Source organism: Undibacterium sp. Tian12W (genome assembly GCF_049339405.1).
In the GTDB taxonomy this organism is placed as follows: domain Bacteria; phylum Pseudomonadota; class Gammaproteobacteria; order Burkholderiales; family Burkholderiaceae_D; genus Undibacterium.
The window spans coordinates 164,249-176,737 of sequence record NZ_JBMPPK010000012.1; the positions used below are offsets into that span (position 1 = coordinate 164,249).

A 12,489-nucleotide genomic window follows, 5' to 3' on the forward strand; every position below is an offset into this window, starting at 1 on the left:
TGCTGGCCTTAAGGACTTTGCGAGCAATGTTATTTGTCCAACAGCTTCAGGTCGCGCATCCAGTCGGCATACAGGCTGGTCCAGTTGCGCACGCTGCCGCTGGCAGGTGTCATGCCAAAGCCATGGTCGCCACGACGGAAGGCATGCAGTTCTGCCTGGGCACCGCCTTCCAGTAATTGCTGATAGATTTTTGCGGCGACTACTGGTGGGGCTTTGGGATCGTCCGAGGCATGGACTATGAATACGGGCGGGGTGTTCTTGCTTGCCTTTGGGATTTTTCCACCGGGCACACCGGTATATACCAGGGCGATAAAGTCTGCGCGGTTGCCCAATTTTTCTGCGGCATCGGCAGCGCCTGAGTTGCCTTCATCCTGATCCATCAACAGTTGCAGGGCCATGACACCGCCAGCAGAGAAACCGAGTACGCCTATCTTCTTGCTGTCGATTTTCCAGTCTGCTGCATGTTGTCGTAGTACGCGCATGGCGCGGCTGGTGTCTGCTGTCAGGGGCTGTATGGCTTTCCAGTTACGCTCGGTATCCAGTGCGAGGGTGCGGTATTTGAGTACGGCGGCGGTGATGCCCTGGGCATTCAGCCAGTGCGCGGCTTCTATGCCTTCCTTGTCTATGCAGACATAACGGAAGCCACCGCCTGGTACGACCAGCACTGCTGTGCCAGTTGCCTTGTCCGCTGGGGCCGGATAAATGGTCAGCGTAGGTTTGCTGACATAGCTGAGGTAGCGGTCGAGGCGGCCAGTTTCATGCCGGTCTTCTGCCGCCTCTGCCTGCTGATGTTGCAGACCGGGCGCGCCGTTTTGCCATAAGGGGATCTCGATTTCAGCTTGCGCCTTGCTGCTGTTACTGAACAAGATACTTGCTGCAAACACCAGAGAAAGGGAAATCTTCATTGCGTTGATCCTTGTGAAAGACAAATAGCGACAGATTGATTACACCGGATTTGCATCTTGTCTGATTTATCTCTGCCAGTCAAACCGGAAAAGCCGTGCTGCAACTGTTATGGCACGGCCTGTACCTTGTTGCCCACAGCTTGCTTCTGTATAAGTTATCTGTGCCATGTTTGCTGCTTGAGGTATTTTCTTGAGGCAACATGATGGCCTCCCATTACCAATCAAACGCGCTCAATATGGATATTTTTCTTTTAGCCCTGGCGGCCTTCTTTGCTGGTTTTGTTGATTCCATCGTCGGTGGCGGTGGCTTGATACAGGTTCCCGCCTTGTTTTCTTTTATGCCAGGGACGGCTCCTGCCACCTTGCTGGGCACCAATAAGATGGCAGGTATCTGGGGGACGACGGTGGCTGCGACGCGCTATATGAGGAATGTCAGATTGCGTTGGGCCATGGTTGCGCCCGCTGCCTTGATGGCTTTCCTGTTTTCATTTGCCGGGGCTTTCCTGGTCACCCACATACCGCCAACCTATTTGCGCAAGGCCTTACCCTTTATCTTACTAGGCGTAGCTGTCTATACGTTTAAGAAAAAGGAATTTGGAGCGGATAGTAATCCGGTGTTTTCAGGGTCAAAGGAAGTTTATATGGCTATGCTGGTTGGTGCCGGAATTGGCTTTTATGATGGTTTTTTTGGGCCGGGCACAGGTAGCTTTTTGATGTTTATATTCGTCCGCTTCTTTGGTTATAAATTCGACAGAGCAACTGCTGTGGCTAAAGTTCTCAACGTTGCATGTAATGCGGCAGCTCTGATTTGGTTTGGATACAGCGGGCATGTTCTTTGGATGCTCGGTTTAGCCATGGCTGTATGCGGTGTCGGTGGTTCTATTTTAGGTAGTCATTTAGCAATAAAACATGGCGCTACATTTGTTCGCAAGATATTCCTGGTGGTAGTTATCGCGCTTATCTTCAAGACTACCTATGATGCCTTCATCAAATAACAGTGTTTCACGTGAAACAATCAGGCTGTAATAATGGGACTTCGGTCCCATTTTTTATGCCCAGATGCGCATGTTTCACGTGAAACATAGTTCTAAATAAAAAGAGAATCTTTAGTTCTACAAAAGTTTACGCGCAAAACAAACTATAATCGTGCCTCCCGTCCCAAGTTTCTCAGAAATCCACCATGTTTTATCCAAAAGAATTCGATGTTATCGTCGTCGGCGGCGGTCACGCCGGTACCGAAGCTGCGCTTGCCGCTGCCCGTATGGGGCAGTCCACACTGTTGTTGACCCACAATATCGAGACCCTGGGTCAGATGTCTTGCAATCCATCCATAGGTGGGATAGGCAAGGGCCATCTGGTTAAAGAGGTCGATGCCATGGGCGGTGCCATGGCGATTGCTACTGATGAGGCGGGCATACAATTTCGTATCCTGAATTCATCCAAGGGCCCTGCTGTACGTGCTACCCGTGCTCAGGCTGACCGCATTTTGTACAAACAGGCTATCCGCAGTCGTCTGGAAAATCAGCCTAATCTGTGGTTATTCCAGCAGGCAGTCGATGATTTGCTGGTCGAAGGTAACCGTGTTGTTGGTGCTGTGACCCAGGTTGGCATCAGGTTCCGCGCCCGCGCAGTCGTGTTGACAGCAGGTACTTTTCTTGATGGAAAGATACATGTGGGTTTGAATAACTACTCGGCAGGCCGTGCCGGTGACCCGCCAGCGATATCTTTGTCTGCGCGTTTGAAAGAACTCGCGCTGCCACAAGGTCGTTTGAAGACAGGTACGCCACCACGTATAGACGGTCGCAGCATCGATTTTTCACTGATGCAAGAGCAGCCAGGTGATCTTGATCCTGTGCCAGTGTTCTCCTATATGGGTAACACCAGTATGCATCCAAGACAGTTGCCATGCTGGATTACCCATACCAATGAAAAAACCCACGACATTATCCGTGCTGGCCTGGACCGCAGCCCCATGTACACGGGTGTCATTGAAGGGGTAGGGCCACGCTATTGCCCGTCGATAGAAGACAAGATACACCGCTTCGCCAGCAAGGAATCACACCAGATTTTCCTGGAGCCTGAAGGACTGACGACCAATGAGTTTTACCCTAACGGTATCTCTACCAGCCTGCCTTTTGATGTGCAGCTGGACCTGGTGCGTTCCATGCGCGGTATGGAAAACGCTTACATCCTGCGCCCTGGCTATGCGATTGAGTATGATTATTTTGACCCGCGTGGTTTGAAGTCATCGCTGGAAACCCGCCAGATTGAGGGCCTGTTCTTTGCCGGTCAGATCAATGGCACGACAGGTTACGAAGAAGCCGCTGCCCAGGGTATGTTGGCAGGCTTGAATGCTGCCTTGCAAACTCAGGGTAAAGACGCCTGGGTGCCGCGTCGCGATGAAGCTTATCTGGGTGTACTGGTGGATGACCTTATCACCAAGGGCGTACAGGAACCTTACCGCATGTTCACCAGCCGTGCGGAATTCCGTCTGAGCTTGCGTGAAGATAATGCCGATATGCGCCTGACCGAGATAGGTCGTCAACTCGGTTGCGTTAGCGATGCGCAATGGCAGCAGTTTGAAGAAAAGCGTGAAAGTGTTTCACGTGAAATGGAAAGGCTGCGTTCGACCTGGGTCAACCCCCGCATCCTCGCAGATGTAGAAGCTGAACGTGTCGTAGGCAAGGCTCTGGAGCGTGAATATTCCCTGGCTGATTTACTGCGTCGCCCGCAAGTGACTTATGAAAGCCTCATGAGTTTGCAGGGTGTGGAAGGGCAGGAATTGGCCGGGCCAGGCGTCGCTGATCCACATGTGCGCGAGCAGGTGGAGATACAGGTTAAATATGCCGGTTACATCGACAGGCAGGCCAAAGAGGTTGAACGCCATGCACATTTTGAAAACCTCAAAATGCCGGTGGCTTTTGACTATATGGAAGTCAACGGGCTTTCGATTGAAGTCAGGCAAAAGCTGAACAAGCATCAGCCTGAAAGCCTGGGCCAGTGTGGCCGTATTTCTGGCGTGACGCCTGCAGCGATTTCCCTGCTTTTGGTGCATCTGAAGAAGCGCGGTTTTAAAGAGTTTATGGCGAGTGCTGATGCAGTGGCTGAGGCGGGTGCTGAAAGCCCAGTAGATTGATTCACGTGGAACATCAGATTGCAGGCGTGTTTTTGCAAGCGCTTTGGTATGAGTATGCATGTAAGCACAAGAAATTAAAACGAAGAATAAAACTGAAATGAAAAATAAGAAGTTAATCGAGGGCAGGGCCGTATGATTCACGTGGAACAAACACAGTTAAGAGCGATGCTGGCAAGCGGTGTTGAGGAATTGGCACTGGATTTAAATAATGATCAAATTGATAACATGATTGCTTATTTGATATTGTTATCAAAATGGAACTCTGTGTATAACCTGACGGCGATCCGCGACCCCAAAGAAATGGTCAGGCAACATTTGCTGGATTCGCTTTCTGCGGCTCCGGCATTCAAGGATGCAAAAAATATACTGGATGTGGGTGCTGGTGGCGGTTTGCCCGGTATGATGCTGGCGATTACTTATCCACAGGCCAAGGTGTCCATGATAGATACGGTCAGTAAAAAGACTGCCTTTTTGACCCAGGCCAAGACTGAGCTGGGTTTGAAGAATGTTACTGTCCATACCGGCAGGGTAGAAGCCTTGCAGGTCAAAGACGCCTTTGACGTCATCACTTCACGCGCATTTTCTGAGTTAGCCAATTTCGTCAACTGGTCGGGACATCTGCTGGCAGACGGCGGCCAGTTTATCGCCATGAAGGGCGTAGAACCGACACAGGAAATACACAGCCTGCCCGCTGGCTGGCATGTGGATAAGTTGCAAGCCTTGACGGTGCCTGGCTTGCAGGCAGAACGTCACCTCGTCTTTATCAAGAAAACCCAGGCCTGATTTCACGGAAACCTCTATGGCAAAAATCTTTTGTGTAGCAAACCAAAAAGGTGGCGTGGGTAAAACCACAACTACCGTCAATCTCGCCGCAGGCCTGGCGAAACTCGATCAACGCGTCTTACTGGTTGATCTCGACCCCCAGGGTAATGCCACCATGGGAGCAGGTATCAACAAGGCAAAGCTGACCGCTTCCATTTATGAAGTCTTGCTCGGTATGTCAGATGTGACCACCGCCAAGCTGCGTTCTGAATCTGGCCGCTTTGATGTCTTGCCCGCCAATCGTGAGCTGGCTGGTGCCGAAGTGGAAATGGTCTCGCTGGACAACCGCGACAAGCGCCTGCGTGAAGCTCTGGCCAAGGTCGATGCTGACTATGACTTCATCCTCATCGATTGTCCGCCAGCCTTGTCGCTGCTGACTTTGAATGGCCTGTGCGCTGCGCATGGCGTGATCATCCCCATGCAGTGTGAATACTATGCGCTGGAAGGTTTATCTGATCTGGCCAATACCATCAAGAAAGTCTCCGCCAACCTGAATCCTGACTTGAAGATAGTCGGCCTGTTGCGCGTGATGTTTGACCCGCGCATGACGCTGTCGCAACAAGTCTCTGACCAGCTCGAGCAGCATTTTGGCGACAAGGTCTTCAAGACCCTGATCCCGCGTAATGTGCGTCTGGCAGAAGCACCATCTTACGGTATCCCCGGCGTGGTGTTTGATCCTGCATCCAAAGGGGCGCAAGCCTATATCGCCTTTGGTGCAGAGATGGTGGAAAGAATTAAACAACTGGAAAAATAAGTATGTCGATCAAAAAACAAAAAGGTCTGGGCCGTGGCCTGGACGCCTTGCTTGGCGGTGCCGCTGACTTTGCCGAAGCCGTACCTACCGTCACTGGTGCCCCTACCAGCCTCAACGTTGCACAAATGCAAGCTGGTAAGTACCAACCCCGTACCCGCATGGACGAGGGCGCACTGGCCGAGTTGGCTGCCTCCATCAAGGCCCAGGGTTTGATGCAACCTATCCTGGTTCGCCCGATAGGACAAAACAATGGCGTAACCCGTTACGAAATCATTGCCGGTGAACGCCGTTTCCGCGCCTCGCAAATGGCGGGCATGGAAGAAGTGCCGGTACTGGTCAAGGATGTCGATGACCAGGCCGCCGCCGCCATGGCTCTCATCGAGAACATGCAGCGTGAAGACCTGAATCCCCTCGAAGAAGCCCAGGGCATACACAGGCTGATCACGGATTTCTCGTTTACCCATGAGCAGGCAGCCAATGCAGTAGGGCGCTCACGCAGTGCGGTATCCAACCTGCTGCGCTTGTTGAATCTGGCCAAGCCGGTACAAACCATGCTGATGGCCGGTGACATCGACATGGGCCATGCCCGTTCGCTGCTGGTCACCGATGCCGCCACCCAGATACAGCTGGCCAACCAGATCGTCGCCAAACGCATGTCTGTCCGTGAAGCAGAAAAACTGGTTGCCAAGACCACGGCTGAGATGAGTGCGAATGGCAAGCCGCGCGACAAGGCAGAAAAATCCCGCGACATTACCCGTCTTGAAGAAGAGTTATCCGATTTGCTGGCGACCCAGGTTGCCCTTAAATTAGGCAGCAAGGGCAGGGGGCAGATGCTGATCGATTTTGCCGACCTTGATAGTCTGGATGGCATCATTTTAAAGATACGTGGACAGTAAAAAGATTCAGCCCATGCAGATACTGACTTTACCCGGCCTGTATAGCTCCGGCCCCGGCCACTGGCAAACACGCTGGGAAGCCGAATTGCCAAATGTAAAAAGAGTAGAGCAACAAGACTGGGATCATCCGGTCAAGGATGTGTGGGTTGCCACTTTGTCAGCAGCCATTAATGCGGTTGATGACGAAGTGGTGCTGGTGGCGCACAGCATGGGTTGTGCTTTAACTGCCTGGTGGCTGGTGTCCGGCATGCCGGACGTGGCAGATAAAAGCAAAGTCAAGGCAGCATTCCTGGTGGCACCGCCGAATGTCGGGCGGGAAAATTTCCCCGCACCCACTTTCAATCCCATGCCGCTGGCCAGGTTTCCCTTCCCGGTTACCGTGGTAGCATCCAGTGATGACCCATGGTGCGATGTGTCAATTGCACAAGCCTGGGCAAAAAATTGGGGAGCCGAGCCGCACCTGATTGGTGCAAAAGGCCATATCAATGGCGAATCTGGTCTGGGTAGCTGGAAGCAAGGCCAGGAATGGTTGAGCGCGTTGATTGCAAAAACAGCAAAAACGGGACAGCCAGTACAATAATAAAAAAAGCACCAAAATGGCGCATTAATGAAGGGTTTTCAGACAATGCACCAAACATTTAGCCTTATGCATCAAACGTTTGACGTTATTACGCACTACCACGTATAATTCCGTGGTTTTGATTGGCGAGGATTTGCGCTGCCCGGTTATATAGTGGCAAGCCAGTCAAATTCAACTGTCATATTTATAAAATTGTAGGACTTACGCAAGATAGTCCAGCAAAGCCCCTGATGAACACAGTGCAAAACTGGGTATTGGGGCTGGTGATGGGTTTGATCCATTGCTGCTATTTTGCGCAAGTCCTGGATAAATGAGGGAAGCATGGCACGCATCATACTGCTGCAACTGGTAGCAGCGCTGGTTGCGGGCTTGCTTGCTGGAATTTTCGGCAATATTTCTTACGGATTGTCTGCCCTGTTCGGTGGATTATCCTGTGCGATCCCAAATGCCTTGTTCGCGTTGCGCCTGACTATGAGCGCCCGGAGGCCTGGAGGAGCAAATCCGATGAGTTTTTTCATCGGTGAATTTTTCAAAGTTATATCGACAGTCGCGCTGATGGCAGCGGTTGTCTTCTGGTACCCCGATGTCAACTGGCCGGCCTTTTTGATCGCCTTCATCGTCGTACTGAAAAGTTATTTCATTTTACTCTTTAGGCACTGATCATGAGCTCAGCTGAACAAGTCACTCCGTCAGAATATATAGCCCATCACCTTGGGCATTTGACAAACCACGGCCATCAGGCACAAACGTCCCTGTGGGACATGTCGTATGTCAATATTGATACGGTTATCTGGTCAGTCGTTTGCGGCTTGCTCGGTACTATCATTATGTACATGGCAGCACGCAAGGCAACTTCCGGCGTACCTGGCCGTTTCCAGTGCGCAGTAGAAATGCTGATCGAGATGGTCGACAACAATGCAAAAAGCATCGTTCACGGCAACACCAGCTTCATCGCTCCTATGGCCTTGTCGGTATTTGTCTGGGTGGTATTGATGAACTCCCTGGATTTCCTGCCAGTTGATCTGTTCTCTCAATGGCTGTTCCCGGCGTTTGGCCTGGATCATGAAATGCCTCACCGCGTGGTTCCCACTGCTGACTTGAACGGTACTCTCGGTATCTCCATCGGTATTTTCTGCCTGATGATGTATTACAGCTTCAAGATCAAAGGCGTGGGCGGTTTCATCAAGGAATTGTTCAGCGCACCGTTTGGTCCTATGCTCTTCCCTTTCAATCTGGCATTGAATCTGGTTGAATACGCAGCGAAAACTTTCTCGCTCGGTATGCGGTTGTTCGGCAACATGTTTGCCGGCGAATTGTTGTTCCTGTTGATTGCAGCTTTGCTGGGTGCTTCCGATTCCATCTTCGGCGGTATTGGTCATTTGGTACTGGGTTCTGCCTGGTGCATCTTCCACATCCTGATCGTACCTCTGCAAGCGTTTATTTTCATGATGTTGACTCTGGTATATATGGGTCAGGCTCACGAAGCGCATTAATTAAGTTTTGAAGTTTTAGGTTTTTGGTTTTAGTTTTGGTTTTAGTTTTTTGATTTTGGTATTTTAATTTTAACTTTCTAGGAGTTTTCTCATGACTAACGTCGCTTTCGTTGCATTGGCTTGTGGTTTGATCATCGGTTTGGGCGCTTTGGGTGCTTGTATCGGTATCGCTATGATGGGTGGTAAATATCTGGAAGCGTCTGCTCGTCAACCAGAATTGATGGACAAACTGCAAGGTAAAATGTTGTTGTTGGCTGGTCTGATCGATGCTGCGTTCATTATCGGTGTTGGTATCGCCATGTTCTTCGCAACTGCAAACCCATTCAAAGGCTAATAGCTTTCCTTTTTCTACCGCAGGTCTCTGGCCTGCGGAACGATTAATTTGATAAGGAAACTAAAGTGAATCTGAATCTATCTATGTGGTATCAGGCTGGGGTGTTTTTCATCCTGGCTTTGGTGACTGCAAAATTCATCTGGCCACCAGTGATTGGTGCGATCGATGAGCGCATGAAGCGCATTGCAGACGGTTTGGCTGCTGCTGATAAAGGCAAGTTGGAAATGCAAGCTGCTGAAAAGCGCGTGCAGGCTCAATTGGCTGCTGCTGGTGAAGAGAGCAAAACACATATCATCAACGCAGAAAAACGCGCTGCTCTGATCGTTGAAGAAGCTCGCAACACTGCTGCTGCTGAAGCTGCCCGCATTATTGCTGCAGCAAAAGCAGATGCTGAAAATCAAGTGACTAAAGCACGCGAAGAATTGCGCGACCAGGTTGCCACTCTGGCAGTCAAAGGCGCAGAACAAATTCTGAAACGTGAAGTCAACGCATCTGCTCACGCTGATCTGTTGAACCAACTGAAAACCGAGCTGTAATCATGGCCGAAATCGCAACGATCGCTCGTCCTTACGCAGAAGCGCTGTTTCGTGTTGCCCAAGCCGGTAACCTGTCCGCCTGGTCGGACCTGGTTACCGAAATGGCACAGGTAGGTGCGCATCCCGATGTACAAGCTCTTGCACACAACCCCAAAGTCTCGGCTGATCAAAAAGCTGAGATTTTCTTGTCTGCGATCAAATCTCCAGTGACTGCTGAAGCAAAAAACTTCATCAACACACTTGCTGACTATGACCGCCTGACTTTGTTGCCCGAAATCGCTTTCCAGTTCCACGCTCTGAAAAACGCCCACGAAGGCGCTGCAGATGCAGAAGTAACCAGCGCATTTGATATGACGGCAGCTCAGTTGAGCGAACTCTCAGCGTTGTTGGAAAAGAAATTTGGCCGCAAGTTGCACCCTACAGTCAAAGTGGATTCCTCTTTGATCGGTGGTGTACGCATCGTGGTTGGTGATCAGGTGCTCGACACGTCGGTACGCGCGAAGCTGCAGAAAATGCACGTCGCCCTGACCGCGTAAGAACGTAATAAATATTAGGAGTTAGTATGCAACTCAACCCATCTGAAATCAGCGAGTTGATCAAGAGCCGGATTCAAGGCCTTGGCGACACAGCTGAGATTCGCAATCAAGGTACGGTTATCTCCGTTACCGACGGTATCTGCCGCATTCACGGTCTGTCTGACGCGATGCAAGGCGAGATGCTGGAATTCCCAGGCAACACATTTGGTCTGGCATTGAATCTGGAACGTGATTCCGTTGGCGCCGTTATCCTGGGTGACTACGAACACATTTCCGAAGGCGATACAGTTAAATGTACTGGCCGTATTCTGGAAGTGCCTATCGGTCCAGAACTGCGTGGTCGTGTAGTTAACGCGCTGGGTCAGCCTATCGACGGCAAAGGTCCTATCAATGCAAAACTGTCCGCGCCTATCGAAAAGATTGCGCCTGGCGTTATTGCACGTCAATCCGTTTCTGAACCTATGCAAACTGGCCTGAAGTCTATCGACTCCATGGTACCGGTTGGCCGTGGTCAGCGCGAATTGATCATTGGCGATCGTCAAACTGGTAAAACAGCTGTTGCGATCGATGCCGTGATCAATCAAAAAGGTCAAAACGTTACATGTATCTATGTAGCGATTGGTCAAAAAGCTTCTTCCGTTAAAAACGTTGTGCGCGCTCTCGAAGCACACGGCGCCATGGAATACACCATCGTTGTTGCTGCTACTGCTGCTGAATCTGCAGCGATGCAATACGTATCCGCATACTCCGGTTGCGCGATGGGCGAATACTTCCGTGACCGCGGTCAAGATGCACTGATCATTTATGATGATCTGTCCAAACAAGCTGTTGCTTACCGTCAGGTTTCCCTGTTGCTGCGCCGTCCACCAGGCCGCGAAGCTTACCCAGGTGACGTATTCTATTTGCACAGCCGTTTGCTGGAACGTGCAGCACGCGTTAACCCAGACTACGTTGAAGCTTTCACCAAAGGTGAAGTTAAAGGTAAAACAGGTTCTTTGACAGCATTGCCTATCATTGAAACTCAGGCTGGTGACGTTTCCGCGTTCGTTCCTACCAACGTAATTTCGATTACTGACGGTCAGATCTTCCTGGAAACATCCTTGTTCAATGCAGGTATCCGTCCAGCGATTAACGCTGGTATCTCGGTGTCCCGCGTTGGTGGTGCTGCTCAGACTAAAGTTATCAAAAACTTGTCCGGCGGTATCCGTAATGACTTGGCACAGTACCGTGAATTGGCAGCGTTTGCCCAGTTCGCTTCTGACCTCGATGAAGTAACACGCAAGCAGCTCGATCGTGGTGCCCGCGTTACTGAATTGTTGAAGCAAGCTCAATACGCTCCACTGTCCATCTCCCTGATGGCCGTTACATTGTTCTCCGTGAACAAAGGCTTCCTGGATGATGTACCGGTCAAGCAAGTGCTGGCATTCGAAGCAGGCGTGCACAATTTCATGAAAACGAGCCATGCAGCATTGCTGCAGAAGATCGAAGAAACCAAGCAACTGGACAAAGATGGCGAAGCTGCCATGGCTGCCGCAATTGCTGATTTCAAAAAATCCGGCGCCTATTAATTTACTGTAGCTAGAAGGAGTCAATACTCATGGCTGCAGGCAAAGAGATACGTGGCAAGATCAAAAGCGTAGAAAATACGAAGAAGATCACGAAGGCGATGGAAATGGTCGCTGCATCCAAAATGCGTAAAGCGCAAGACCGGATGCGTGCGGCTCGCCCGTACAGTGAAAAGATTCGTACGATTACGGCTAACTTGTCACAGGCCAACCCAGAGTACACGCATCCTTTTATGGTGCAACAAGATCTGTCCAAGAAAGTTGGCGTGATTGTTGTAACGACAGATAAAGGTTTGTGTGGCGGTCTCAACACCAACGTGTTGCGTCTGGTCACCAGCAAAATGCGTGAACTCGAAGGTAAGGGTTCAAAGATAGAAGCGGTCGCAATTGGTAATAAAGGTCTCGGCTTCCTGAATCGCGTAGGTGCGCAAGTGGTTTCCCATGTTACACAATTGGGCGACACTCCTCACCTCGACAAACTGATAGGTCCAGTCAAAGTTTTGCTGGATGCGTATCAGGAAGGCAAGCTGGACGCGGTTTACCTGAGTTATACAAGATTCATCAACACCATGAAGCAAGAGCCGGTGATGGAGCAGTTGTTGCCCCTGACAGCGGACAAACTGGCGACAGATAAAAATGCCCATACCTGGGATTATCTGTATGAGCCAGATGCGGCAACGGTCATTGATGAATTGTTGATACGTTATGTAGAAGCACTGATTTTCCAGGCCGTAGCGGAAAACATGGCATCTGAACAATCGGCCCGTATGGTGGCGATGAAATCAGCAACTGATAACGCAGGTAACGTGATTGGCGAACTGAAACTGGTTTATAACAAAACCCGTCAAGCCGCCATTACCAAAGAGCTCTCCGAGATCGTCGCCGGCGCGGCAGCGGTCTAAACTGAATTTAAATATTAAGAAGGAACGAAC

14 protein-coding genes are annotated in these 12,489 nt (G+C 50.6%); 13 read left to right on the top strand and 1 reads right to left on the bottom strand.

What is annotated here, in order from left to right:
* Window positions 1-29 precede the first annotated feature (29 nt).
* Complete coding sequence (locus ACO0LI_RS16785) at window positions 30-905, bottom strand: alpha/beta hydrolase (protein WP_422951679.1); 876 nt, start codon at window positions 903-905, stop codon at window positions 30-32.
* 203 nt (window positions 906-1,108) lie between these two features.
* Between ACO0LI_RS16785 and ACO0LI_RS16790 the strand changes: the two genes are divergently transcribed.
* From ACO0LI_RS16790 to atpG, 13 genes are all read left to right on the top strand, one after another.
* Complete coding sequence (locus tag ACO0LI_RS16790; RefSeq protein ID WP_422951678.1) at window positions 1,109-1,900, top strand: sulfite exporter TauE/SafE family protein; 792 nt, start codon at window positions 1,109-1,111, stop codon at window positions 1,898-1,900.
* 185 nt (window positions 1,901-2,085) lie between these two features.
* On the top strand, window positions 2,086-4,041 hold the full coding sequence (gene mnmG / locus ACO0LI_RS16795; protein WP_423033887.1) for a tRNA uridine-5-carboxymethylaminomethyl(34) synthesis enzyme MnmG: 1,956 nt from the start codon (window positions 2,086-2,088) through the stop codon (window positions 4,039-4,041).
* A gap of 132 nt (window positions 4,042-4,173) precedes the next feature.
* Entirely contained in the window at window positions 4,174-4,824 is a 651-nt protein-coding gene (rsmG, locus tag ACO0LI_RS16800) for a 16S rRNA (guanine(527)-N(7))-methyltransferase RsmG (RefSeq protein ID WP_422951676.1), read from the top strand.
* Between the two features lie 16 nt (window positions 4,825-4,840).
* Complete coding sequence (locus tag ACO0LI_RS16805) at window positions 4,841-5,617, top strand: ParA family protein (protein WP_186954433.1); 777 nt, start codon at window positions 4,841-4,843, stop codon at window positions 5,615-5,617.
* A gap of 2 nt (window positions 5,618-5,619) precedes the next feature.
* Window positions 5,620-6,513, top strand: coding sequence for a ParB/RepB/Spo0J family partition protein (locus ACO0LI_RS16810; protein WP_422951675.1), 894 nt, complete (start codon window positions 5,620-5,622; stop codon window positions 6,511-6,513).
* A 13-nt stretch (window positions 6,514-6,526) separates the two neighbouring features.
* Window positions 6,527-7,093, top strand: coding sequence for an RBBP9/YdeN family alpha/beta hydrolase (locus tag ACO0LI_RS16815; RefSeq protein WP_423033889.1), 567 nt, complete (start codon window positions 6,527-6,529; stop codon window positions 7,091-7,093).
* A gap of 321 nt (window positions 7,094-7,414) precedes the next feature.
* Entirely contained in the window at window positions 7,415-7,753 is a 339-nt protein-coding gene (locus tag ACO0LI_RS16820) for an ATP synthase subunit I (RefSeq protein WP_162044020.1), read from the top strand.
* A 2-nt stretch (window positions 7,754-7,755) separates the two neighbouring features.
* Window positions 7,756-8,586 (top strand): F0F1 ATP synthase subunit A, encoded by an 831-nt coding sequence (gene atpB, locus ACO0LI_RS16825; RefSeq protein ID WP_423033891.1) that lies wholly within the window; start codon window positions 7,756-7,758, stop codon window positions 8,584-8,586.
* Between the two features lie 91 nt (window positions 8,587-8,677).
* On the top strand, window positions 8,678-8,920 hold the full coding sequence (gene atpE, locus ACO0LI_RS16830; protein ID WP_186917574.1) for a F0F1 ATP synthase subunit C: 243 nt from the start codon (window positions 8,678-8,680) through the stop codon (window positions 8,918-8,920).
* A 65-nt stretch (window positions 8,921-8,985) separates the two neighbouring features.
* Window positions 8,986-9,456 (top strand): F0F1 ATP synthase subunit B, encoded by a 471-nt coding sequence (locus ACO0LI_RS16835; protein ID WP_422951672.1) that lies wholly within the window; start codon window positions 8,986-8,988, stop codon window positions 9,454-9,456.
* A 2-nt stretch (window positions 9,457-9,458) separates the two neighbouring features.
* Window positions 9,459-9,992, top strand: coding sequence for a F0F1 ATP synthase subunit delta (locus tag ACO0LI_RS16840; protein WP_422951671.1), 534 nt, complete (start codon window positions 9,459-9,461; stop codon window positions 9,990-9,992).
* Window positions 9,993-10,018: 26 nt separating this feature from the next.
* Entirely contained in the window at window positions 10,019-11,560 is a 1,542-nt protein-coding gene (atpA, locus tag ACO0LI_RS16845; RefSeq protein WP_162044016.1) for a F0F1 ATP synthase subunit alpha, read from the top strand.
* 29 nt (window positions 11,561-11,589) lie between these two features.
* Window positions 11,590-12,459 carry a F0F1 ATP synthase subunit gamma gene (gene atpG / locus ACO0LI_RS16850; RefSeq protein WP_422951670.1) on the top strand — a complete coding sequence of 290 codons (870 nt, stop codon included), beginning with the start codon at window positions 11,590-11,592 and terminating at the stop codon, window positions 12,457-12,459.
* Window positions 12,460-12,489 lie beyond the last annotated feature (30 nt).